The 22,617-nt window shown below is 46.9% G+C and carries 21 protein-coding genes; 9 read left to right on the forward strand and 12 right to left on the reverse strand.

Translation table 11 applies throughout. From position 1 onward, the window contains the following. Nucleotides 1-88 precede the first annotated feature (88 nt). Genes cysK through cobA form a run of 8 tightly spaced genes read right to left on the reverse strand, consistent with a single transcriptional unit; the run spans nucleotide 89 to nucleotide 7,791 of the window. Complete coding sequence (gene cysK, locus B9N89_RS28125; RefSeq protein ID WP_132325286.1) at nucleotides 89-1,033, reverse strand: cysteine synthase A; 945 nt, start codon at nucleotides 1,031-1,033, stop codon at nucleotides 89-91. A gap of 17 nt (nucleotides 1,034-1,050) precedes the next feature. Next, on the reverse strand, nucleotides 1,051-1,920 hold the full coding sequence (gene epsC, locus B9N89_RS28130) for a serine O-acetyltransferase EpsC (protein WP_132325289.1): 870 nt from the start codon (nucleotides 1,918-1,920) through the stop codon (nucleotides 1,051-1,053). After that, nucleotides 1,917-2,180, reverse strand: a complete 264-nt coding sequence (locus B9N89_RS28135; RefSeq protein ID WP_132325290.1) for a DUF2061 domain-containing protein — start codon at nucleotides 2,178-2,180, stop codon at nucleotides 1,917-1,919. The genes epsC and B9N89_RS28135 overlap by 4 nt, the downstream gene beginning before the upstream one ends. Next, nucleotides 2,177-3,694, reverse strand: a complete 1,518-nt coding sequence (locus B9N89_RS28140) for a sulfate adenylyltransferase subunit 1 (RefSeq protein ID WP_132325292.1) — start codon at nucleotides 3,692-3,694, stop codon at nucleotides 2,177-2,179. Before B9N89_RS28140 ends, B9N89_RS28135 begins: the two co-directional genes overlap by 4 nt. Further along, nucleotides 3,694-4,590 carry a sulfate adenylyltransferase subunit CysD gene (gene cysD / locus B9N89_RS28145; protein ID WP_132325294.1) on the reverse strand — a complete coding sequence of 299 codons (897 nt, stop codon included), beginning with the start codon at nucleotides 4,588-4,590 and terminating at the stop codon, nucleotides 3,694-3,696. The genes B9N89_RS28140 and cysD overlap by 1 nt, the downstream gene beginning before the upstream one ends. Further along, on the reverse strand, nucleotides 4,577-5,299 hold the full coding sequence (locus B9N89_RS28150) for a phosphoadenylyl-sulfate reductase (protein ID WP_132325296.1): 723 nt from the start codon (nucleotides 5,297-5,299) through the stop codon (nucleotides 4,577-4,579). Before B9N89_RS28150 ends, cysD begins: the two co-directional genes overlap by 14 nt. Next, on the reverse strand, nucleotides 5,296-6,972 hold the full coding sequence (locus B9N89_RS28155) for an NADPH-dependent assimilatory sulfite reductase hemoprotein subunit (protein ID WP_132325298.1): 1,677 nt from the start codon (nucleotides 6,970-6,972) through the stop codon (nucleotides 5,296-5,298). The genes B9N89_RS28150 and B9N89_RS28155 overlap by 4 nt, the downstream gene beginning before the upstream one ends. A 21-nt stretch (nucleotides 6,973-6,993) precedes the next feature. Continuing rightward, complete coding sequence (gene cobA, locus B9N89_RS28160) at nucleotides 6,994-7,791, reverse strand: uroporphyrinogen-III C-methyltransferase (protein WP_159455701.1); 798 nt, start codon at nucleotides 7,789-7,791, stop codon at nucleotides 6,994-6,996. Nucleotides 7,792-8,311: 520 nt separating this feature from the next. Here cobA and B9N89_RS28165 point away from each other — a divergent pair. The 4 genes from B9N89_RS28165 to B9N89_RS28180 all read left to right on the forward strand — a co-directional run bounded on the left by B9N89_RS28165 (nucleotide 8,312) and on the right by B9N89_RS28180 (nucleotide 12,338). Then, nucleotides 8,312-9,037, forward strand: a complete 726-nt coding sequence (locus B9N89_RS28165; protein ID WP_132325301.1) for a type II secretion system protein — start codon at nucleotides 8,312-8,314, stop codon at nucleotides 9,035-9,037. Then, nucleotides 9,034-9,816 carry a hypothetical protein gene (locus B9N89_RS28170; RefSeq protein WP_132325304.1) on the forward strand — a complete coding sequence of 261 codons (783 nt, stop codon included), beginning with the start codon at nucleotides 9,034-9,036 and terminating at the stop codon, nucleotides 9,814-9,816. Before B9N89_RS28165 ends, B9N89_RS28170 begins: the two co-directional genes overlap by 4 nt. Then, the gene (locus B9N89_RS28175; protein ID WP_132325306.1) at nucleotides 9,816-11,036 is read left to right on the forward strand and encodes a vWA domain-containing protein; all 1,221 of its coding nucleotides are present in this window, start codon (nucleotides 9,816-9,818) and stop codon (nucleotides 11,034-11,036) included. The genes B9N89_RS28170 and B9N89_RS28175 overlap by 1 nt, the downstream gene beginning before the upstream one ends. Before the next feature lie 72 nt (nucleotides 11,037-11,108). Then, complete coding sequence (locus B9N89_RS28180) at nucleotides 11,109-12,338, forward strand: tetratricopeptide repeat protein (protein WP_132325309.1); 1,230 nt, start codon at nucleotides 11,109-11,111, stop codon at nucleotides 12,336-12,338. 2 nt (nucleotides 12,339-12,340) lie between these two features. On the opposite strand, the gene B9N89_RS28185 is transcribed toward B9N89_RS28180, so the two are convergent. Beyond that, nucleotides 12,341-13,822, reverse strand: a complete 1,482-nt coding sequence (locus tag B9N89_RS28185; protein WP_132325312.1) for a chemotaxis protein CheX — start codon at nucleotides 13,820-13,822, stop codon at nucleotides 12,341-12,343. A 168-nt stretch (nucleotides 13,823-13,990) separates the two neighbouring features. Here B9N89_RS28185 and B9N89_RS28190 point away from each other — a divergent pair, with 168 nt between their 5' ends. Both B9N89_RS28190 and B9N89_RS28195 read left to right on the forward strand, forming a co-directional pair. Further along, nucleotides 13,991-14,566 carry a hypothetical protein gene (locus B9N89_RS28190; RefSeq protein ID WP_132325315.1) on the forward strand — a complete coding sequence of 192 codons (576 nt, stop codon included), beginning with the start codon at nucleotides 13,991-13,993 and terminating at the stop codon, nucleotides 14,564-14,566. 161 nt (nucleotides 14,567-14,727) lie between these two features. Next, a complete protein-coding gene (locus B9N89_RS28195; RefSeq protein ID WP_132325318.1) occupies nucleotides 14,728-15,318 on the forward strand; it encodes an OmpA family protein in 591 nt (196 codons plus the stop codon). A gap of 73 nt (nucleotides 15,319-15,391) precedes the next feature. On the opposite strand, the gene B9N89_RS28200 is transcribed toward B9N89_RS28195, so the two are convergent. After that, nucleotides 15,392-16,915 carry a methyl-accepting chemotaxis protein gene (locus B9N89_RS28200; protein WP_132325321.1) on the reverse strand — a complete coding sequence of 508 codons (1,524 nt, stop codon included), beginning with the start codon at nucleotides 16,913-16,915 and terminating at the stop codon, nucleotides 15,392-15,394. Between the two features lie 113 nt (nucleotides 16,916-17,028). After that, entirely contained in the window at nucleotides 17,029-17,910 is an 882-nt protein-coding gene (locus B9N89_RS28205; protein WP_132325324.1) for a hypothetical protein, read from the reverse strand. A gap of 135 nt (nucleotides 17,911-18,045) precedes the next feature. Between B9N89_RS28205 and B9N89_RS28210 the strand changes: the two genes are divergently transcribed. The 3 genes from B9N89_RS28210 to B9N89_RS28220 are packed head-to-tail and all read left to right on the forward strand — an operon-like array spanning nucleotide 18,046 to nucleotide 21,933. After that, complete coding sequence (locus B9N89_RS28210) at nucleotides 18,046-19,419, forward strand: glutamine synthetase family protein (RefSeq protein ID WP_132325327.1); 1,374 nt, start codon at nucleotides 18,046-18,048, stop codon at nucleotides 19,417-19,419. A gap of 14 nt (nucleotides 19,420-19,433) precedes the next feature. After that, nucleotides 19,434-20,558, forward strand: a complete 1,125-nt coding sequence (locus B9N89_RS28215; RefSeq protein ID WP_132325330.1) for an iron-containing alcohol dehydrogenase — start codon at nucleotides 19,434-19,436, stop codon at nucleotides 20,556-20,558. A 10-nt stretch (nucleotides 20,559-20,568) separates the two neighbouring features. Next, nucleotides 20,569-21,933, forward strand: coding sequence for an aldehyde dehydrogenase family protein (locus B9N89_RS28220; RefSeq protein ID WP_132325332.1), 1,365 nt, complete (start codon nucleotides 20,569-20,571; stop codon nucleotides 21,931-21,933). Here the strand turns inward: B9N89_RS28220 and B9N89_RS28225 are convergent. Continuing rightward, nucleotides 21,930-22,574 carry a response regulator gene (locus tag B9N89_RS28225; protein WP_132325335.1) on the reverse strand — a complete coding sequence of 215 codons (645 nt, stop codon included), beginning with the start codon at nucleotides 22,572-22,574 and terminating at the stop codon, nucleotides 21,930-21,932. The two genes, B9N89_RS28220 and B9N89_RS28225, sit on opposite strands and share 4 nt — an antisense overlap. Nucleotides 22,575-22,617: the final 43 nt, after the last annotated feature.

Consider the following 22,617-nt stretch of genomic DNA (forward strand, 5'->3'; position numbering starts at 1 on the left):
AGTGCTTAACCAGATTTAGTTCAGGGTTTGGTTATTTCAGAGCGAAAAACTGCTGAGGGCTCTTGAGAACCCTCATAGTTCCCAATGGTTAAGCGTCTTCGAACAACCAAGTTGAGAGATAGCGCTCACCGCTACTTGGTAATATGGCAACGATTTCTTTGCCTTGATTTTCCACCCTTGAAGCAATTGCCACTGCGGCAGCGATGGCTGCCCCAGACGAGATGCCTCCCAGAATCCCTTCTTCCTTAGCAAGGCGTCGTGCCCACTGACCAGCTTCCTCGTTGCTGACTTGGATCACCTCGTCAATCAGTTCCGTGGCAAGGATATCGGGGATGAATCCTGCACCAATACCTTGGATTTTGTGAGGGCCTGGGTCTCCTCCTGATAATACGGGAGAGTCCTTTGGCTCAACAGCAATGGCATTTATTCCAGGTTTTAATTCCTTCAGGACACTTGCGACACCTGTAATAGTTCCTCCAGTACCAACTCCTGAGATAATATAGTCGACGTTACCATCGGTATCATCCCAAATCTCCAGAGCCGTCGTTCGCCGATGAATATCTGGGTTCGAGGGGTTCTTGAACTGCTGAGGCATATAGTAACTTGGGTTCTGTTCTTTTATCTCAGTCGCCTTGCTAATCGCACCGTTCATTCCTTTCTCCCCTGGGGTCAATACCAGCTCTGCACCAAGAGCTTTGAGCAGTTTTCGTCGCTCGATAGACATGGTGTCTGGCATAGTTAGAATGAGCTTATATCCTTTTGCTGCTGCAACAAATGCTAAACCGATCCCAGTGTTGCCACTGGTCGGTTCGACTATGGTAGCACCTGGTTTTAAAGTGCCATCAGATTCTGCTTGCTCCACCATATTCAAAGCAATACGATCTTTAACACTTGAGAGAGGGTTGAAAAACTCACACTTGACAATGATGTTTCCGGGCAGGTCCTTGTCTAATACATTGAGCCGAACGAGAGGTGTGTTGCCTACAGTTTCTAGGATACTCTTTGCAATTTTGGGTCGATGTAAACGGTTCATTTTTTTCTCCTATAAATTTAAATTCCATCGCCATTAGTAAAGAAATTTTGCTGATAGCGTGACTGTTGAATGCGACTGTATGCAGGCAGACTCTGGGTGAGCCACACGTTACCACCAATAATAGAGTGGTGACCAATTGTGATTGCGCCTAAGATCGTAGCGCCAGCGTAAACGGTGATATGACTTTCCAATGTCGGATGCCTAACTTGGCCTTTGATAATTGTGCCATCGGGATTTTTAGGAAAGCTTTTTGCACCTAGGGTCACTCCTTGGTAAAGAGTGCAGTGATCACCGATTACGGCCGTTTCTCCAATGACAACCCCAGTTCCATGGTCAATAAAGCAGGAGGAACCAATTTCGGCTCCAGGGTGAATGTCGATCCCGGTTTTTTGATGAGACAACGTGTTAATGAAGCGTGGGACTAAAGGCAGCTTTTCCTTAAAGAGCATATGGGCGAGTCGATGATGGCTTAGAGCGCGAATACTGGGGTAAGACATAGCAATTTCCAAAGGATCAGTGCTTGCGGGGTCGCGGTCCATGGCGGCTTGTATATCAAGACTAAGCTCTTCTTGTAAGGACGGTAGATAGTCGAGAAACTTTGCCATGAGTTGATCAGTGGCGGCTTCCGTCCATTTCTTTGGATAGAGTTTTTCGATTTGATTGGCTGCTCCGTGGAGCTTTTCTAGTAGATCACTAAGCTCAGAAACAACATTCTCACTCTGATCGAGCGGCGACAACAACAAGGATTCAAAGTGCTCCAAAAGATCGATGCATGCTGACTTTATGTCTCTTAAATGAAAACCAGAGCGAAGCGAGGACTCTTTGAGCTGCTTGGCAATCAATTCGAGGGTCTGGCGATTTTTAATCAAATAGTCTTGTTTGGTCATGCTAGATTCCTTTTTTCAGGTGAGACGTATGACTCCTGATCAGTTGGCATGGGATAAACCCGACCCCAGTGAACTGAGTTCCAAAGTCTTTCGTGCCCGTAATATAGAACCATTTTTGCGATAGCTTCAAGACCTCCCACTGCAAGTGCGGCATGAAGGTCTTGGGTAAATATATAGACCAATAGGCCTGTAGCAAGGGTTGCAATGATGCGCCAGGAGCAAGTTTTGAGCAGCGACCTTTTGAGTGTTTCTTGACTCATGACAGTGAACCTCCTGATAGAAGCAGTCGTCTCAACCGTTGTAGGTCATTTTCAGACCATTCGCGCCAGAGAACACCTTCGGAATAATCTAATAGCTCACGGCGATTGGTGACTACAGGAATGTTGCTTTTAGAAATCTGTTTCAGCCACCACAAATCAATTTCTGGAGACCCTGGCAGAGGACTGTTATCTATTAACAGCGTATTGGATTCCTGAATGAGACTTTTGAACAACTCAGAGTTTTGGCTATCGATAAAGTGCCATACAAGCTCGCGCTGGGACTTTGGGAGTTCTATAGGAAATTCAAAGCGTCCAGCGGCAACCGTGGCATATGTTTGCTCATCTACCAGCAAGAAACTACCGAGGAGACGGGATGATTCGTAAGAACTAGCTCCAATTGTCGCTTGGCTTTCAATCACACATTGGCCAATATCATTTAGGCTTAGTCCTCTGGTTGCCTGAGTTTGGAGTGTGCTGAGATTCAACTTACTAAGAAGTTTGCTCAACCTAACCTTGAAGTAGCGACTGCGGTGTTTGAGCAGGTAGGTGCGACCTTCCTGGGCTTCATGGGCTGCAAACCAAACCAATGAGCTTTGCCAAGCGTAACTCTCTTGAATGGGGTTGTCTACATGGCTGATAATGGAGCCAGCTTGGATATCTAGGTTCTCTTCTAGCTCCACTAGAATCGATTGTCCTTCGCGAGCTTCTCCCTGTCGCTGATTCCCGCGATAGATAGCCTTGATGCGGCTGCGGCCATCTTCGGGGAAGACTTCAATAAAATCACCCTCCCGCAGAGTCCCATCAGTAACTTTGCCAGCGAAGCCACGAAAGTCCTGATGGGGGCGGATGACGTATTGAACGGCGAGATGTCCGTGGCTATCACGACTTGGGCTGACATCGAGAGTTTCCAGATGTTCCAGCAGCGAAGGGCCACGATACCAGGGCATTGCTGTCGATTGCTTGGTAATGTTATCACCCTTTAAGGCACTCATGGGAAGCGCGAGACTTTCTGCAAATCCTAATTTTTGTGCCATGGCTAAAACTTGCTGCTCAATCTCAAGGTAGCGGTCTTCATCATAGGCGATACTATCCATCTTGTTGATGGCGAAGATCACGAGCGGAATTTTGAGAAGGTGGCTGATAGCAGTGTGGCGTTTGGTTTGCTCAGTAGGGCCCTGGCGGGCATCGACAAGTATGATCGCCAAATCAGCTGTGGACGCTCCTGTTGCCATGTTTCTTGTGTACTGCTCGTGACCGGGTGTATCGGCAAGGATAAATTTACGGCGAGGGCTAGCAAAATACTTGTAGGCCACATCGATGGTGATACCCTGTTCTCGCTCAGATTTGAGTCCGTCGGTAAGAGCAGCAAAGTTGAGGTCGCCTTGACCCTGAGTCGAGAGCTGATGCATTTGATCAGTCATGATTGATTGGCAATCGTGAAGGAGGCGTCCTATCAGTGTAGATTTGCCGTCATCAACACTACCAGCTGTGGATATTCGTAGAAGATTCTTCATTAGAAATAACCCTCCCGTTTCTTTTTTTCCATGGATGCTTCACCATCATAGTCGATGATGCGGGTGACTCTCTCAGAAGTTTGCGCCTCCACAGTTTCACGGATGATATCATCAAGTGTTCGTGCTGTTGAGGGCACTGCTCCAGTACAAGGTGCGCAACCCAGGGTTCTATAGCGGCTTGGAACGGGCACTGCATCCGGGTGATTGCCTAAACGGCCTACTGCAGGGATCAATTGACCCTGTTTTGAAATCATTGGTCGTGAAGCAGAGAAATAAAGTGGCACTATAGGAATGTTTTCCCGTTTAATATACAGCCAGATATCAAGTTCGGTCCAGTTAGAAAGAGGAAAGACTCTTAGACTTTCTCCGGGGTGAATCAGAGTATTAAAGCTATCCCATAGTTCTGGACGCTGATTTTTGGGGTCCCACTGTCCATGTTGATCGCGAAACGAGAAGAATCGCTCTTTCGCTCTCGACTTCTCTTCATCACGGCGGGCTCCACCTAGAGCAGCGTCGACCTCGTAGAGTTTAAGGGCGTCAAGCAAAGCCTTAGTCTTGAGCAGGCCACAGCAACGAAGGGTTCCTAATTTGCTGGGATGGGCCTCGTCTTTTATAGCTTCTTCATTGCGATAGACTTTGAGGTCCACATCATAATGATCTTTTATCCGATCACGAAATGCGATCATTTCTGGGAATTTGTAACCCGTATCAATATGAAGCAAGGAGAATGGAATGCGACCTGGTGCAAATGCTTTACTAGCAAGGTGAAGCAGTGCAGAAGAGTCTTTTCCCACTGAATACAGCATGATCGGTCTTTCGAACTGACTGGCGACTTCACGGATCACGTAGATCGCTTCGTCTTCCAGATCGTTAAGATGTTTTTCATTCAGGTGCATCTTCCTGCCTCCTATGGTTATGCAGACCACATTCCTTTTTTCTGCTTTTCTCCCACCACCAACGTCCAGATCGAAAGTCTTCTCCGGGACTAATGGCACGGGAGCACGGCTGGCAACCAATGCTGGGGTATCCTTGTTTATGAAGTCTGTTAAATGGTACTTGGTGGGAGTCGATGTAATCCCAAAGATCTTGCCAGCGCCAATTTTTGAGCGGATTGATTCGAACTCGGTTGTAACCATCGTCTTCGAAAAACGCAAGTGTTGAGCGATATGAAGACTGCTCTGCCCTTAAACCGGCAAACCAAGCATGTTGCTGATCAAGAGCTCTAGCAAGAGGCCTCACCTTACGTACATGGCAGCAAGCTGTTCGAGCCTCAACAGACTGGTAGAAACCGTTGATTCCGTAACCCGCTACATAACGGCTAAGTTCGTCAGGCTCAGGATGAATGCTTCGAAAGCGGTTGCCATAGCGTTTTTCAGCGTCTTCTATAAGCTGATACGTTTCTATGGGGAGTCGCCCCGTATCGATATAAAAAATATCGATACTGTAGTCCTTCAGCATGTGAAGCAAAACCATATCCTCTAGCCCAAAACTTGATGCAAAAGACAAGCGATCCCCGAATCGTTTGATCCCATGATCAATGATGTCCTGGCTAGACCATCGGTGGGCTTCTTGGTTTAATTTATCGAGATTTAAGGATCGTATCATTCTAAGCCCTCCTCGATTGGTTTAAGGTTAGCCAAGCCGACACGATCCACAAAATCACCAAAATCTTCGGTGGGCTCTCCCTGCTTAGACCACTGGGAAAAGGCAAAATCAAGATACCTATATATATCGTCGAGCTTGAGTTTATCGCCTATTTTCTTGGCTAGCCGTGTTCCCTCTTGGCTGCCACCTAAAAATAAAGCGTATTTGCCAGGTAATTGACCCACGAGGCCGATCTCAGCAGCATAGGGACGAGCACAACCGTTTGGGCAACCTGTGATACGAACGGTTGGTGCTCGTCGCCCTTGCCGATGTTTGTCAAATAGCTCTTGGATGCTAGAGAAGGTTGCTTCGCCAACTCTCTCACTTTCGGCTAGTGCCTTCACGCAGGTTGGCAGAGCAACACATGTCACGGCTCGATCAAAGATTCGGTTTGGGGAAAAAGGGCTAATGCCATTCTGATCCAAAATCGTTTCCACTTCGATTTGCTTTTCGGGATCGATTCCCTCCAGAATCAGATCTTGTTCAGCTGTGATTTGCACTTGTGTAACGTAGTGATCGATTATCTGGCGAAGAGCCGATTTCAGCTTGCGGTTTGGCTGATCTATAATGCGACCAGAAAGTAGATGCAAGCCCAAAGCTTTTTTGCCATTGGCTTGATCAAACCAACCCAAAGGCGATCTAGTCTTCCAGGGAGCAAGGGGGCGATCTTCAAAGTCGACACCGGCGCGACTGCTTACCTCATGGCGAAACCAATCGACTCCTCGATGAGCAATGGTGTATTTGAGCCGAGCTTGGGAACGGTCCTCACGATTGCCGAAATCCCTTTGGGTCGTGACAATGGCTTCACTAATAGGGATAAGTTCTTTTTTAGGAATCCAGCCTAGATGATCAGCGAGCCTGGGAAAAGTCGCTTCGTTATTATGGGATGTGCCCATGCCGCCGCCAGCAAATATATGGTAGCCATCGATCACTCCACCATCGTTGAAAGTAGCGACGATGGCGAAGTCGTGAGTATAGATGTCGACACTGTTGTCACCTTCCGCACTTACAGCAATTTTAAACTTTCGGGGCAAATATCGGTCGCCATAGATCGTTTCTTGTTCATCGACGCGCACCGACTCACCATCGAGAAAGATATCGAAGTACGCCTGACTTCTAACTTCGAAGTGTTGCGAGATGAGTTCGGCCACATGATCAAGCTGCGCAAGCTTCGGGTCTCCCCAAGGGTTGACTGCCTGAGTTACATTGCGAACAACATCGCCACAGGCACCTGTGGTAGTTTGAAGTGATTGGTGAATCTTCTTGATGGAGTCTTCCACTTGAGATTTTAGAACACCATGTAATTGAATACTTTGTCTGGTGGTAAGCCTAATTCCGCCGCTGGAATATGCGCTTGCTAGATCGTCCCATACCCTCCAGCTTTCGGGGCTGAGACGCCCTCCCGGGATTCGGCCCCGAATCATCAAAGTAAAGGGTTTAGGGCCAAGCTTGCGCTCTGCTGGTGCGCGGCGATCTCGGTCTTTCTGCTGATACATGCCATGAAATTTAAGCAATTGCTCAGAATCATTGGTAAAGCGCTTGGCTTCGGGATCCTTAAGTTCTTCTTTGATTTTGCCTCGCAAGCCATGTGAACTTTGCTTGAGGCGTTCAATTTTGGTTAACTCTTGGCTCATTGTAGTCTCCTATGGGTGTCGTTAAGCTTTCATGCGTTGATCGGGGCTAATGAATGGAGTTAGAGTGATCGCTCCCTCAACCTGCTGGCTGGCTTGCCATTGAAGGAATAGATCAACTGTTGGTCCGATATAAATAATTCCAGGGCCGTCGATTGCCTTGGGCATACCATACGATATGACATCCTCTAATGTTCTCACTTGCGCGTGGGGTTGCATCTTAGAATCTGACTCCACCATGGCCATAGGAGTCGTCCGAGATAGTCCGTGCTCAATCAGTTTTTCTGCAATAAGAGAAGTTTTTCGAGAGCCCATAAAGATGACTAGGGTTCCTTCGAACTGTGCCAGCTGCTGCCAGTCTTTTGAGTCTTGGCCCAAGGTATGGCCCTCGATAACCATGACCTTTCGCACCATCTCCCGATGGGTGAGGGGCAGAGCTATGGAGCTGGCAACACCGTTTAAAGAGCTAAGACCAGGGACGATCTCACATGGAATTTGAGCTTTGAGGCAGGCTGTGAGTTCTTCGCCCCCACGACCAAAAATGAATGGATCGCCACCTTTGAGTCGAACCACATGCTGGCCTTTTTTAGCCCAGCGAACTAAGAGGTCCTCGATCTCCCGTTGAGGAACTGTGTGGTGAGAGCAGCGCTTACCAACATGGAATCGAGGGATTCCAGTTGGGATGACGGAAAGAAAATCTTCGCTTAATAAAGCGTCGTAGAAAACAACATCAGCTTGTTGAAGAGTGCGATAAGCCCTCATCGTAAGTAAATCGGGATGACCTGGGCCTGCCCCAACGAGGCTCACCTTGCCATAAGTCATAGCATGCTCCTTAAATCGCATGTCTTGACATGCGAAGTCCTGATGCTTGTCAAGACCACGGCAGTTAAACGCTAATAATATGGCGTAAAGAACTCTGGGTCTGAGTCGCGATCAATAATATTAAGTTGTTGAAATAAAGGGAAAAAAAGTTGCGGTTAGCAACAACAAGAAAGGCAACAGAGGCAGGGTAGCAAAGAAGCGAAGCTAAAAGGCTGTTCGGTCAAAGTCGATTTATAATGCTGTCTTCTCATAAGGTCACCTATTGATACAAGGATGAACTGACACTACACTTTTCCACTATCCTGCCCTAGAAGTCAATGGCAAAACAGCGTCATGCTCTTGGAACCCACACAAAAGGCAGTGTTTCAAAGAACACCTTACCTTCGGTAAGAAAGGGTAAAGCCTTGAGTTGTTTATTTAAGGCTGGGTAATGACGAGTCATTTCCCGTGCCAATTAAGGCTTTTCTGGGGGCCACCGATATTCAGGCTGAGGACAAATGACCACATTTTAGAGGGCACCATGGGTATCCGGTCTGGGTTTTCCATCGTCGAGCTGTTGGTCGCTATCGCCTTCGCAATCGCGACCACCTATTTTGCTATTGATAACATTCTCGTCGTTCGGGACTTGGCCCGCTTAACAGAAAATAAAGTTGTGGTGTCCGAGATCGAGGAAAGCCTGCGATCCACCTTGTCTTCTCGGAAGAAATTTACGGCAACGATCAATCGTAACCCAAGACTAAAAACCTGCATGATTGAAGATGCTAAACTTTGCTCAGCCACTCCCATGAGTCTTGAACTTTGGGCTTCGAACCAGCATCAGATTCCATTGCGATATTTTATCGATGGTAAAACCTGTGACAATGATCGCTGTCCGTTAGAAGTGGAGCTGCTGGCGAGAGGGCTCTGTGCAGATGCAGGCCGCTGTGATAAGGCAGCGACAATATTGGTTGATTACGCCATTTTTGCAGATGGCGCCGTTCTACGCCGAGGTAGTATAAAGCGAAATATTTCGACGCCTCCAAGCTCTGATACAAATCAAGTTTGTCCCACCGGGGCAGATGATCAAAAAAACCTAGCTAGTGACGTGCGGGGTGGACGATTGCGCTGCGTTCCAGCGCCGCAATTACAGAGATCAATTACAGGTGTGATGCCAGGCGACTGCCTATTGGGAAAACAGCTCTTAGTAGGCTTTTCTAGCGAAGGCGACCCACTTTGTCAGGATATAAAGTTCCGGGGGAACCCATGAAGCTGCCCAGAAGTGATGGGTTTACACTCGTAGAATCAGTGATCGCTGGTGCGGTACTCCTGGTGATCCTCGGTGGTGTGATGATGAAAGTCACATCAATCACAGATCATATTCGGAAGACCGAGCAAATACTAGCACTGGATAGCCTCGAATCATGGCTTGCGCCTCTTCTCACAGATCTGGAAAGCCTACGCTATTCAGCCAGTCTTCTTAAAGATAAGCAACTTCAGGCTTGCCTAGAAGGAAAACTTCCCTGCCGCAGCGACCGAGACTTCCCCCTGCCTGTGTTTCTGAAAGGGCAGAAGAACCCAATCAGTGGCGCCGGGAGTCGCTATGATGCCAATGGCAATTTATGTTTCGATGATAAATGTGAGGCCTATCAAGTAAACACTGTGGTGCAAACCAATTGTTCGGTGGGGGCTGTGTGTGAAAGCCCTTCGTTCTTAACGATTCGTTACGATATAGTTGACTCAAAGTCGAACAAGACGATTCGCAAGTTTTTCCTTGAAGCCAATCGTTTTAGAAACAAGCGCTTTCCCAACTTGTACACCACTTGTGTGGAAAATCAGGTCTTAAGGGGCTTGGGCATCAATGGGGAGCCTCTTTGTGTAGCTCTATCTGATATAAAATTGAAGAACTCTGCTGGTGACATCGATACCGGACAAATTCAAGTCAAGGCAAAGGACTGTGCTGAAGCTAATAGTGATGACAGAGATCAGTTTTACGTGCGCGGGATGAATCGTCAGGGTGATCTTCTTTGTGCGAAGAGGTTTTGGTAATGTTAAAAGATGAGTCTGGTATCAGCACAGTAATGATGGTAATGATTGGTGCTCTTGTGATGAGTACTGTGGGGTCTACAATCATTCTTTTAGATAAGAGGAAAACCTATCTTGAGATTGTTCGAATGCAAACCCGCCTTGAGCTGACAGAAAGACAAGTGAAAGAAACAGCCACAAGCCTTGGGGCACTGCGCGTCAGTGGCAATAAAATGGGTGCGGGACACCCTCTCTATCAGTGCATTGAAGCACAGAGCTGTATTCATATGAATTTCTTTCAGCCCTACACGCTATATGATGCAGGTGGGCGGAGAGTTAGTGGTAGGCGGACGCTAGCAGGAGAACCCTGTGACGGCGAATGCCCTCTGGATATTGAAACGAGGTTTCGCATTTCCTGTGGTGGTGGGCAAAGCCGTTGCAACCAACCAGCGGAAGTAGAGACTCAATATTCCCTAAGAAAAGATAGCAAAGTCTATTTTGGGAACCGGAAGTTCCAAGAGATCGAAGGCACAGTCAGTGCAGCGACCTTCGTCTGCCCTGAAGATGAATATGTCACGAGTATCAGCGAGGATGGCCAGATTTCTTGCTCAGGTGCTCTTGACGAAAGGTTTGTGAGTATATGTCCTCCAGGTTCCGCTGCTTACGGGATGGACGCGCGAGGCTTATTTAAATGCGCTCCCGTGGTTGATTATTGCCAAGAGCCGATTGCCTTTGCTTATGTCATAGATACATCTGGCTCTATGCGTCGCGGAAAACTGGATGCGGCCAAAACCTCGTCAAAATCCCTACTTGGGAATTTGGAAACCGGTGACCGGGCTTCTCTCACTCGCTATAGTAGTTCAGCGGAGAGTGTTCAAAGCCTCACAAAAAATACCAACGATGTAATTTCCAGCTTGAATCAACTCAAGGCGAGAGGCTTCACTAATATGACAGAAGGTCTTCGGCTTGGTGCGCAAAGCTTGCAAGGAATCGCCAAAGATCATCCTGTCATGGTGTTTCTGAGCGATGGTTATCATAATCGTGGTGATGTTGACCCGATCGTCGAGGCACAGAAAGTGAAGGATTCCGGTGTTCGGATCTTTACGGTAGGTTATGGCAAGAAACCAGATGAGGATCGGCTCCAGAAGATCGCAACTGCCCCAGCAGATTACTTTCGCGCAGAAAATGCGTCACAGCTGCAAAAGGTGCTAGCCAATATCTCAACGATCATGTGCCGAGAATGAACCTAGGATTGTAGTTGCTCAGAAAAGCCACTAGAATAGTGGGAGGTGCGTTCCATTTCAGTAGGTTGACTTATGCCGATTGGTGCCTGTATCCATGTTAATCAGAGCCTTGGAAATGCATTGGACCACTACCGTCGGTACTTGCAGCTTCCCTACCAGTGGCAACCGTTCAAAGCTGGAGAGAAATATTCGGTAGAAGGTGGCGACTTCTTTGTCTTACATAATAGCATTCCTGAAGAGCTCAAGACTATTGATGTGCTTCACCATCTTCATAGCCACCCTTGCTATTGTGCAATTCCAATCATATTTGTTTCGGAAGATTTATCCCCTAGTGCCTCGACACTTTATGATGAAGCCGAATTTGTTTGGCAAATTAAGCCCTTTGACTCCGGGGAATTTTTTCAAACACTCCATGATATTCAAGACTATATTAAGAAAAATCAAAAACTTCTCCAGTATCGAACCAAGCTTCAGGTAGCGATTCATAAGAAAGAGTTTTCTTTGGCAATGAAGGTCTATCAAGCTATCCAGAAGCGTTACCCTTACCCATATCGCTCGCATCTGCTTGCGGGCGAAATTATGTACGGTTTAAAGCAGTATGATGAGGCTATTGCAGAGGTTAAACAAGCACAAGAGCTGATTCCAAACTCGATGGAAGCTGATTCTTTGCTAGCTAGGATTTATCTGGAGCGTGGAGATGAAGCTCACTATCAAGATGTAATGAATCGTATGACACAGAAGGCAGAAATACACCTCAAAAATATGATTCACTGGGGTCATGTTTATGTGGAAAAGGGTGAAACTCTGAAGTCCTTATCTGTTTATGAAAGAGCATTAGAGGAAGATCCAAACAATGTTGATGCTCAGCATGGCTACTTAGCGGCTAACTTGATCAGCGGCAAGACTGAAGTGGCTAAAGAGATAATCGAAGGTTCGTCTCAGGCCCTGCAATTAGCAAGACTTTGCAATATGAAGGGTATCTCTATGGCTAACAAGGGCCAATACCGTTCGGCTCAGAAGTTATATCGAAACGCTATGAACTTTCTTCCTGATAAGGCAGCGGAGCATAAACTTTGGTTTAATCTAGGTCTATGTTTAAAGAAGAAGGGCGAACTAGTGGACGCCAGAGAAATGTTTGAAAAATGTCAGGCTACAGCTCCTAAGGATTTTAAAAAGGTGCATGATCAGATTGAAGATATCGATCGAAAGCTGAGAGAGCAACGAGAGGCGGAAGAGCAAGAGAAGTCAAAAACTATCGCTGATTCCTTCACCTTAGATTACGAAACGATTATCGTCAAATAGCCCTAAGCGCTTGATTCGATACTCTCTTGCCCGTGAAAGCTAGGGAGTGCTTGGAAATAGGGCCAAATATTATGAAACTGATCACCATACGATGAATCTGCCCCAAAAAAGGCTCGGCAGCTCTCCTCCCCAATGATCAGGTCTTGTCTGAAGTAGAGGCCAGGAGTTTTGATCACATAGTCCAGCCCATGACCAGAGAATTCGCCGTGATAGATCCTTTGAAAAGTATAGTTTTCACCTTTGACGAGCTTTAGAAATTCGCCACCCACCTGATTGATAATTTCGCCCCAGTAGTCGTTGACCATCGTGTCATCGACATCCCCAGGCTCCATGCCCATGGTTTGTTTCATAATGAACTCGGAAAGAGATCTGGGTATCTCAAGGCCGATCGTGATAGTTCCCTGCCAGCTCGCCGCGTGAAAGAGGTGGAGTGAATCTTCGTGATAGAGAATATTTTGGTGTTTCAGAACGGGTCCAAAGGTGATTTCCTGGCCCAAATTTGCAGGAATGATTTTTTTAATGGCACTATCAAAGCCGTTCACTAGTCTGACATCGAGTGAGCTTTTCCCACTAGAGCTGGACTCTTCTTCGATTTCACGAATTGAGGTTTGGTAGGTATTGTAGCAGAACGATAGCGAAAACTTCATATCTTGGAAGGTGAAGGGCAAATGGTAATATCGACCATTGGAGGTGGATGCATTTAAAAATTCTTCACCCATCGTAACCACTTGCATGGATGATTTGAGTTGCCAGCCGAATTCACTCAATGAGTTACGGACGGCTCCGAGGATTTGATTCGATAGCTCAGCAGACAGATCTGAAATCATTTCTGTCGTCACATCGCTTTCATCACAGTAGAGCATTTTCTGAGCGAATGTCACCATCAACTTTTTTTCGGTTCCGATGGTTATCGAGCCTAGGAAACCGTCGCCATAGAATGCAGACACCATCGCAATCTCTTCTGGCACCTCCTTAGCCTTAGTTTCAACTATTGGCTTTGCTTCCATGGAGCATTGGGTGTTCTTAGTGATGACATCGCCGACACTGGTCACAATACTTTTGATATAGCGAATATCAAGTTTTTGTCCTGGGGGGGTTAGTAAGTTCCGAACACAATTGTACATGAAGGATTCCGTAAAATCAGAAGTTGCTTTACCAATTAGGTTTTCTGGAATCTTACTAGACGCCAAAACTTCGGCTGTGATGAGCTTGTCATAATTATTGTCATCAAGGATAAAGAAAGGCTTTCGCTTAGCCTTGGCATAACACTGGGACAGAAGGTTGATCTCACTTTTCTCTAGAGGAGTTTCGTTGAACATAATAGCAATTCCACCAGACTCTAGTTGGCCTGCAACATCGTTGATGTTGGTGGCCATGAGAAGGTTTAGCTGGATGTTCTGCGTCATTTTAAAACGCTCAACAACCCGCTCCGCAAAGCCCTTGGTTTTTTCTGATGGGCGAAGGACGAACATTATCTGGGCCATGGAACTTCCTTGAGCTGCAAGATTTCTTTCTATTTTAACATCTTTAAGATGGAAATCGAAAACGCCCCATAGAAAACAAGGCTTTCATTGTTCAAGGTTGTGCTTGAATCTTGCAAATTGTCTCGATCTAACCTATATAGACTCGCTAACAAAATGAGGCGGCCGCATATGATCGGTGACTCGCGTCGCTTGAGACGAGACAATCTAATTCAACTCATGGGTAGTTTAGAGCAAGAAGGAACCAGCTGCCGAGACTGCTCTGGGGTGTGCTGTACCTTTGTTGGTAACTCCATGCAAATCACACCTTTAGAGGCCTGGGACTTGCACCTCTATCTTGTTATGGAAAAACGCTGGACCGTGGGTTTGGAGGAACGTCTCCTCGAAACAATTAAAAATTTCCGATTAGATCAGCCAGTGCCCAGCAACGGTCTTCGAAATTTTGCTCGACGTCGCTACACATGCCCATTCTTTAAAGATCAAGCCCTTGGCTGTTCGATCGCTCCAGAGTGGAAACCCTACGGCTGCCTTGGTTTTAACGCCAGATCTGGTGGTGTCAAAGATGGTGAAAACTGTTCATCACGTTTAGACGCCTTAGAGGCTCGGGAGCACTTAGACCCAAACGAGGCTAATGATAACAATGTGTTGCGAGAAAAGTATCAGTGGTCATGGCAAAAGCTCAGTATTCCCGAAGCCTTAATGGCAATCTCCCAAGAGATTCCCTTCAATCAGTCCCCTCATAATTAACGATATCGTAAATTCCCACGCTACAAGCACTGATAATAACGGCTTAAAGTCGTTTTCAGGTGCAATTATGGCATATAATATGTATAGTTGACTAAGTCAGATTAAACTGGCTTTGACGACGATATGAAACCTGTGTTGAATGATTTGATTGGAGTAGATTGATGTCAAACCTGAATAATGCATTAAAATCAGGACTTTGCCTGGCTATTTTAGGCTTGGGCTCAGTTGCCTGCCAAACCAGCCAAGAAGAAGGCAAGCTTGAGTCCTCAGATGAGTTTCTGGCATCCTTGGATTCCCAAGAGGAAGAGCCAGCAGGCTTTGAGGTGGATGAGCCAGCGAGTACTACGGATCAAGCCGTGGAAGATTTTGCGATCGAAGAGAACTATGAAAGCTTTGATCCAGCAGATATTCGAATCAAGTTTGAATTTGATAGCGCTGCCCTAACTGCAGACAATACCGCAGCTTTGGATAAGATTGTTGCAGGCTTGAAAAAAGATCCATTGGCAAAGATCTTTGTTCGTGGTCACGCTGACAAACAGGGACCAGAGGATTACAACGAACATCTTTCAGAAAAGCGGGCGAAGGTGATTTTTGATTACCTAACCAGCCATGGGATCGATGAGCAGCGCTTGATTCGTGTCCACCTTGGAGAGTCGGAGCCACTTGTAGATGGCAACAATGTTGCTGCTTTCCGCAAGAATCGCCGTGGTGACTTTCACCTCGACTATAGCGATGGCGCTTTTTCCCGCTAATGCTCTACACGCTAGGGCTAATTAATTTCTTATGATTTGGTCGAGCCGGTCTCTTGAAAGGGGTCGGCTTTTTTCATGCTGCTTGTTCGTCTCCAGGAGACGGTGTTGGAGCCTCTTCTTGGCCAAATACCTGTTTATGAAGGATCGTCCCCACATTTTTAATACCGCGCTCGCTATTTTCGACCTGTCTCGTCACATCATAATAATTATTGATCATCTCGTTCATGGTATCGAATCGGCGAATGATGTCTGAGATTTTCTGTGACATCTGACTTTGTTGATCTGTTTGCTGCTCGATCTGGCCATTGACTCGATGTACTATCTGAACCATTTCAGTTGACTGCTGGAATAAGTCCGCAAACACCTTATTAAGCTCTGTGATTGCTTTCTTCTCAGTTTCAAGACTGCTTCTAGCGGTAGAAATCAATGTAGTACAAGACGTAGAAACGTCTTCAAGACGCCCCGCAATGGCTTCCGAAATTTCACCGCTCAATGAAGCTAGGGTTCCCACCTCTTCAGCTACTACAGAAAATCCCTTGCCATGCTCACCTGCCTTGGCTGCCTCAATTGAAGCATTCACCGACAACAGGTTGGTTTTGAATACAATTTGATCGATCATGGCAATTTTTTTCGAAATGTCGCCAACTGCCGAACTGAGCTGAGTAAGCTTGCTGAAATCATTAGAAAGCTGCTGATTGGAGTTGCCTAAGTCTTGCAGTCGACTGCGACCCAAGTTTGCAAAGTTCTCCAGAGATTCAGAGGCACGATGGATTACACGCGAAAGCTCTTTCAGTTCACGGCTACCATCTTCAAGAGTTGATCCCAAACTGATGGCCTCTTTAGCATCGGATTGGTTGGAGGTGGAGTACTCCCGAAGATTGGCTCCGGTCTTCTGAATCTCGGTGGCTAGATCATGGAAGTTTTGAGATTCCTCTTGAAGGATTCCCATGGAACTGACTAGATTTTTGGAGATGATGTGGGCAGTGAAACGCAGCGCAACACCAACAAGAAGAGCACCCCCTACTAACAGGCTAGCAAATAAAATAATCGTATTACGATTGCGCTTGGCAAAATCTTCTCTTGCGGCACCGACACGCTTCTCGCCCAACTTTCCGATTTCACCAAGCAGATCGTTGTACTTTTCCTGCCAGGGCAGAAACTCTTCAAAGTATATCTTGATAGCTTCCTGCTGGTCCATAAATAGGGTTTCTAGGATTTTGGTGTCCAGTGGGCGAAGGTAGTCCTGGTCGATTTTGAGTAGCTCTGTGATGCGTTGTTTAAGTTGCTCGTCACTTGTGTTTTCTTGCAATTTGGTAAGGTTTTCGAGGTTGAGGTCATATGCCTCGATCTTTCTTTCAGAGTAGTAGCCAAGTCGATCAGGGTCGAGGAGCATAGCTTTCGTGGCATCATCTTGGATCAGCGATGTGGGGAGTAAATGTTCTACATTTGACTTGAAAACTAGAGCCTCCTGAAGTTCTTTGCCGTTGTTACTGAGGTCTCTTGATACAACGATGGTGAGGGCCACAGTGATAACGGCTATCGGAACCATATTCAGATTAATCTTCTTCTTCAGATCCATACTTTTGAGTTTCACCATTTCCCGTTCCAACCTATTTCAAAGTCGCCTTATAAGCGGCGTATCGGCAATGGGTTTCGTATCTCATGGGGAAACTTTGGAATCTCATTAAAATTACAAAGAAGTATGAGTTCTCAAGCTTCTGTTAATGCGTCCTTGGTAGCTTCAGCAATGAGTTTAGCTATCCGCTCCACTTTGATTGAGTCTACGTTGAAATCTGGCAATGAAAAATCCATGGGGTTATCGACGGAAGCTACATAGTGCTTAGGCAAGTCTAGGGCAATGGCTGGGCACCGAGTCAGGTGGACATTCATTAGAAATGCAGAGTCGGCACAATAGGGGTCATTTTCTACAAAATCGATAGATGCTCGATTGAGGCTGTCAATGATGGCTTTTTTAAGCCGCGGATGGGCGATTTCCCTAGCATCCTCATCCTGGGTAATCACATCGAAAAGGCGAAGATTATCTGGCGTGCGTGGCGCATCAGTAAACTGCTGACAGTAAGCCCTGAGCCCCTCGAATGAAACAGGTTTGGTTTCAATTTTACCATCGTTCATTGGCGAAAAACTTGCCATCGTATGCATGTCAATAACAAAGCCATGGCGATCATTGATCACTTGATGCAGCTCTTCTAGTTTCTCTAAACTTCGCTTGTGCATCCCTAAGAGGCGATCATTGAGCTGCTCTTGCAAGGTGGGAGGCAGGCACGGGCGTAAACAGTGGCTTAAAATTCGCCCCCCGTCCACAATGGCCCTTGGGTACTGCCACTCAAGAACCATACTCGATATTCCGCGCTGTGCTAGCTGATGCCCAAGCTGATGAGCTAGCTGATCGGCACCCTTATCACGTTCAATTTCCACGTATTGCTCAAATAAGTCCCAATGACTCTTGATCAATGGGTGATTCACAATCTCGGGAAACTGATCAAAAAACTCCTTGCCATCGGCGCTGTGGGGCGACACAACAAGAACGCTGTATTCTTCTGGGTTCGAACCATAACTAGTGCATTGGTACATGGGTCTTCCTACGAGTGGTCTATTCTACGGCTTTCTTATATAACACAATTGAAATTTTGTTCCTTTTACAAATTCAATGTTAAGCTACCTAAGTCTTGATGCTTATGAAACTGCTACCGACGCGAATCTATTGAAATGAGGTCTAGTGTGTCTGAGCCGATCGATCCCAAGCTTTTAGAAAAGATAGAAAACACCCACCACAAAAAGGTCAAAGTAGCCATTGTCGATATGGATGGAGTGCTTCGAGGAAAGTACATCCATAAGGAAAAATTTCTGTCGGCGATGAAGAGTGGCTTTGGGTTTTGTAACGTGGTCTTCGGCTGGGATGCCGCCGATGTCTGCTATGATAATGTTTCCTATGCGGGCTGGCATACAGGCTACCCAGACGCAGATGTTCGACTTGATCCAAAAACCTTCCGCACCATTCCTTGGGAAGATCACGTGCCCTTTTTTCTGGGGGAGTTCGTCGACGATCAAGATCAACCTTTAGGGGTATGCCCTAGACAGCTATTGAAGAAGGTCTGTGCCCGGGCCGAGACTATGGGCTTCAAGCCTCGGTTTGGGGTCGAGTACGAGTGGTTTAACTTTGACGAGACTCCCGATAGCCTGCACAGCAAGGACTTTAGGGGGATGAAGCCACTGACACCTGGAATGTTCGGTTACTCAGCACTACGGTCCAGCTATGCCAGCCCCTATTTTCACGATCTTATGGATCTTCTTGAAGAGTTCGACGTTCCTCTTGAGGGGCTTCATACGGAGACGGGGCCTGGAGTCTATGAAGCTGCAATCATGAACTGTGATGCCGCAACCCAGGGTGATCGCGCCATACTCTTCAAGACAGCTGTGAAAGAGATTGCTTACCGACATAATATTTTACCCACGTTCATGGCTCGTTGGAATACCGAACTACCAGGCAGTAGCGGTCATATTCATCAGAGTCTCTGGGACGACGATCGCAATCTTTTCTTTGATGCGAATGACGATGCACGGATGAGCCCCTTATTTAAGCACTATCTCGCTGGCCAAATAAAGCTTCTACCCGAAATTTTGCCGATGTTTGCACCGACTATGAACAGCTACAAACGGTTGGTGGAAGGGTTCTGGGCACCGACGCGGGCCAACTGGGGAATCGACAATCGTACGGTTGCCTTTCGTGTGATACCAGGCAGTGCAAAAAGTTGCCGGGTAGAAGCTCGGGTAGGGGGAGCGGATATGAACCCATACTTGTCAATCGCTGCAAGCTTGGCTGCCGGGCTGTATGGTATTGAGCATAAGCTCGAACTCGATAGCGACCCCATTCGTGGCAATGGGTACAACAGCGAGGCCGGGACGGCCTTGGCTAGCAATTTGGAGCAGGCAGCTCAGCTCATGGGACGCTCAGAAATTGCTAGTGAACTGTTCGGTGCACCGTTTGTTGAGCATTTTGTGAATACCCGGCTTTGGGAGTGGCGCCAAGCCCAGCAGGCTGTTACTGACTGGGAGCTGAAACGTTACTTTGAAATCATTTAGAGCGGATTCAATCGATGATTACACAATTTAATTTTCCGACTACGGTCCGCTTCGGTTCTGGGGCTATTGCTGAGCTACCAGCTTCATTGCTCGATCGTTTTCAAAGACCACTGATCGTTACAGATAGAGTGATTGCAAAACTACCTTTTCTTGTGGACACCTGCGCTCAATTGAAAGAGAGAGGATTTTCTGTTGAGGTGTATTCAGATATGGGTGGCAACCCCGTTGAGTCAGATGTCACGGGTGGTGTCGACGCCTTCAAAAAGTACCAGGCGGATTGCATTGTGATGATTGGTGGGGGAGCAACCATGGATGTAGGGAAGGCTATTGCCTTGATGGCCAATCATCCAGGTGCGCTTTTCGACTACGAAGATGGGAAGCCTGACGCACGCCCTTCAAATGAAGCATTTCCCTTCATGGTAGCAGTGCCTACAACTGCTGGAACAGGTAGCGAAGTGGGCCGAAGTTCGGTCATTTCAGATAATGTATCCAAGGCTAAAAAAATCATTTTTTCCCCAAAAATGTTGCCGGACTTAGTGATTGCCGATCCTGCACTTACTCTGGGACTTCCGCCGGGTGTAACCGCTGCTACGGGCATTGATGCCCTGACTCACCTCTTGGAGGCATATCTCGCTCAAGGTTTTCACCCTATGTGCGATGGGATTGCTTTAGAAGGCATTCGTCTGGTGAGCAAGAGCCTTAGTAAAGCTTTTCATAACCCTTCGGATATTAATGCCAGGCAGGATATGCTAGCTGCATCAATGATGGGAGCAGTTGCCTTTCAAAAAGGTCTTGGGTTGAATCACTCCTGCGCTCACGCCTTATCAACTGTTTTCGATACCCATCACGGTCTCGCGAATGCAATGATGCTTGAGGCGTGCATGAGCTTTAATCAAACTGCTGTGCCAGAGAAGTTTGAAACTTTAGCTCAGGTGGTATCTAGGGCATCTGGAGATGATTTTATTCAATGGCTGAAGGAGCTAAAGGACGATCTTCAGATTCCTGCGGGATTGGCGAAGCTAGATATTCAAGTCAACGATCGCCTACTAGATGTGGCTGAGGCTGATATTTGCCACCCACTGGGGCCAAGACCTGTGAGCCGTCAAGATTTTAAACAGCTTTTTGAAGCATCCATGTAAGGATATTCCGATGTTAAGTGTAATTAATCCCGCAACGGAAGAATTAATAAAACAGCTGGTAACTGATACCCAAGAATCCATTGGCAGTAAGTACCAGCTTTGTCGCCAGGCTCAAATTTCCTGGGGGCAGGTGGCCATTGAAGAGCGAAAAGAGATTATCGAGAAATTTAGGGTTCTACTTCAAGACAACGCTGATGCTTGCGCACGGGACACAAGTCTTGAAACTGGAAGGCCAGTTCATCAGGTTCGCAATGAAATCAAGGCGACTGATGCACGGTTGATTTATTTTAATGAGACCATTGAAGAAGTCATCAAGACCCAAGAGGTGTATCGTGATGAAACTGTGCGGGAGATGGTTTCCTGGGAACCGCTCGGAGTTATAGCTAATATTTCGGCATGGAACTATCCATATTTTGTTGGTACCAATGTATTTGTGCCAGCACTTTTAGCTGGCAATGGAGTGCTTTATAAACCGTCTGAATACGCTTCACTTACAGGCCAGAGGCTTGTGGAGTTGATGTTGCAAGCGGGGCTTCCTGAAAATGTTATGACTCCTGTTATCGGTGATGGTCAGGTGGGTGCTATGCTCATGGAGCAAAAGATCGATGGAGTCTTTTTCACCGGTTCCCACGACACAGGGCGGAAGATCAATGAGGAAGTGGCATCTCGTCTGGTCAAGGTGGGATTCGAACTGGGTGGTAAGGACCCATGCTATGTTACCGAAGACGTTGATGTTTCTCAGGCAGCTGCAGCTGTGGCAGATGGAGCTTTCTATAACTGCGGGCAAAGTTGCTGTGCAGTTGAACGGGTTTATGTCCATGAAAAAATCTATGATGGTTTCGTAGCTGCATTTATCGAGGCGGTCGAAGGGTTTAAGGTGGGTAAACCTGAAGACCCGAGTACCTACCTCGGGCCCCTAACCCGCAAGGAGCAGATCGAGGTTCTTAACAATCAGATCGCGGATGCGGTGAAACAGGGGGCGACTCTTCAAGTTGGTGGCAACCCAACGGAGGGCGTAGGCTATTATTTTGAGCCAACGGTATTAACTGAGGCTAACCATCAAATGAAGCTCATGGTAGAGGAAAGCTTCGGGCCGATCATCGGAATTCAGAAGGTGAGTTCCGACCAAGAGGCAGTGGAGTTAATGAATGATACTGACTATGGTTTGACAGCATCGGTTTATTGCAGAAATTTGGATCGTGCCCGAAATATCATGTTTCACGTCCACGCAGGAACTGTATATACAAACTGCTGTGATCGGGTGAGTCCTTACACACCGTGGTCTGGCCGGGGCCATTCAGGACTAGGCTCAACTCTGGGGCGGATGGGGCTGGAAACTTTCCTTCAACCAAAGGCTTGGCATATCAAACCTTAGCTAATTTTCAGCATCTTTGATTTTGATGTGTAAGAGGAGTACTCCACATCGGAGGCGTCAAGGGTTTGGATCTTCGCCACCAGGTCCTTGATACGCTCCAAGGCTTGCAACGTGCGGTTGAACTTTGTCTCATCAAACTTAGAAAAGTCAGAGCCCAAATTGCCATAGGCAATGGCTAAGGGGTTATTGATTTCGTGATTGTAGGTAACAATCATCGCATTAATCGCTTCGATCTTTTGGGACTTGGCAGACTCTTCTGCAAGGACTTTGAGTTTGAGCTGGGTGTTGATCCGCTGCAAGGCTATTTTGAATGAAATCTGCTTAAGTATGTAGTCGTTCGCCCCTTTTTCAAATGAGCTTATGATCGTATCTGGGTCTTCTTCTGCAGTAACCATGATGATTGGTAGCTGAATCGAGGTAAAGGTTTTGCGAACTTCATCAAGAACTTCGTGACCATCGATTCCGGGCATATTAAGATCAAGCAAAACCAGGTCGATCTTCGAAGAGTCAATTATTTTTAGCGCGTCGCTACCGCTGGACGCTTCGATCACCTCATACTCTTTTTTTAGGAGTCGGGCCTTCATCATGCCACGCTGGATCTCGTTGTCGTCTACCACCAGTATTACTGGATTTTCTGCCATGCTGATCCCTTACAAGTTTTTCGCTGCCGAGTTTAAACCCGCG

It is taken from the genome of Pseudobacteriovorax antillogorgiicola (genome assembly GCF_900177345.1).
In the GTDB taxonomy this organism is placed as follows: domain Bacteria; phylum Bdellovibrionota_B; class Oligoflexia; order Oligoflexales; family Oligoflexaceae; genus Pseudobacteriovorax; species Pseudobacteriovorax antillogorgiicola.

What these genes read in the sequence shown, in the direction of transcription:
- cobA (WP_159455701.1), bottom strand. Translation starts at nt 7,791, where the DNA reads ATGACTTATGGCAAGGTGAGCCTCGTTGGGGCAGGCCCAGGTCATCCC.
- B9N89_RS28200 (WP_132325321.1), bottom strand. Translation starts at nt 16,915, where the DNA reads ATGGTGAAACTCAAAAGTATGGATCTGAAGAAGAAGATTAATCTGAAT.
- B9N89_RS28150 (WP_132325296.1), bottom strand. Translation starts at nt 5,299, where the DNA reads ATGATACGATCCTTAAATCTCGATAAATTAAACCAAGAAGCCCACCGA.
- B9N89_RS28135 (WP_132325290.1), bottom strand. Translation starts at nt 2,180, where the DNA reads ATGAGTCAAGAAACACTCAAAAGGTCGCTGCTCAAAACTTGCTCCTGG.
- B9N89_RS28185 (WP_132325312.1), bottom strand. Translation starts at nt 13,822, where the DNA reads ATGGCCCAGATAATGTTCGTCCTTCGCCCATCAGAAAAAACCAAGGGC.
- B9N89_RS28210 (WP_132325327.1), top strand. Translation starts at nt 18,046, where the DNA reads ATGAGGTCTAGTGTGTCTGAGCCGATCGATCCCAAGCTTTTAGAAAAG.
- B9N89_RS28140 (WP_132325292.1), bottom strand. Translation starts at nt 3,694, where the DNA reads ATGAAGAATCTTCTACGAATATCCACAGCTGGTAGTGTTGATGACGGC.
- B9N89_RS28175 (WP_132325306.1), top strand. Translation starts at nt 9,816, where the DNA reads ATGTTAAAAGATGAGTCTGGTATCAGCACAGTAATGATGGTAATGATT.
- B9N89_RS28170 (WP_132325304.1), top strand. Translation starts at nt 9,034, where the DNA reads ATGAAGCTGCCCAGAAGTGATGGGTTTACACTCGTAGAATCAGTGATC.
- B9N89_RS28165 (WP_132325301.1), top strand. Translation starts at nt 8,312, where the DNA reads ATGGGTATCCGGTCTGGGTTTTCCATCGTCGAGCTGTTGGTCGCTATC.
- epsC (WP_132325289.1), bottom strand. Translation starts at nt 1,920, where the DNA reads ATGACCAAACAAGACTATTTGATTAAAAATCGCCAGACCCTCGAATTG.
- cysD (WP_132325294.1), bottom strand. Translation starts at nt 4,590, where the DNA reads ATGCACCTGAATGAAAAACATCTTAACGATCTGGAAGACGAAGCGATC.
- B9N89_RS28155 (WP_132325298.1), bottom strand. Translation starts at nt 6,972, where the DNA reads ATGAGCCAAGAGTTAACCAAAATTGAACGCCTCAAGCAAAGTTCACAT.
- B9N89_RS28180 (WP_132325309.1), top strand. Translation starts at nt 11,109, where the DNA reads ATGCCGATTGGTGCCTGTATCCATGTTAATCAGAGCCTTGGAAATGCA.
- B9N89_RS28190 (WP_132325315.1), top strand. Translation starts at nt 13,991, where the DNA reads ATGATCGGTGACTCGCGTCGCTTGAGACGAGACAATCTAATTCAACTC.
- cysK (WP_132325286.1), bottom strand. Translation starts at nt 1,033, where the DNA reads ATGAACCGTTTACATCGACCCAAAATTGCAAAGAGTATCCTAGAAACT.
- B9N89_RS28215 (WP_132325330.1), top strand. Translation starts at nt 19,434, where the DNA reads ATGATTACACAATTTAATTTTCCGACTACGGTCCGCTTCGGTTCTGGG.
- B9N89_RS28225 (WP_132325335.1), bottom strand. Translation starts at nt 22,574, where the DNA reads ATGGCAGAAAATCCAGTAATACTGGTGGTAGACGACAACGAGATCCAG.
- B9N89_RS28195 (WP_132325318.1), top strand. Translation starts at nt 14,728, where the DNA reads ATGTCAAACCTGAATAATGCATTAAAATCAGGACTTTGCCTGGCTATT.
- B9N89_RS28220 (WP_132325332.1), top strand. Translation starts at nt 20,569, where the DNA reads ATGTTAAGTGTAATTAATCCCGCAACGGAAGAATTAATAAAACAGCTG.
- B9N89_RS28205 (WP_132325324.1), bottom strand. Translation starts at nt 17,910, where the DNA reads ATGTACCAATGCACTAGTTATGGTTCGAACCCAGAAGAATACAGCGTT.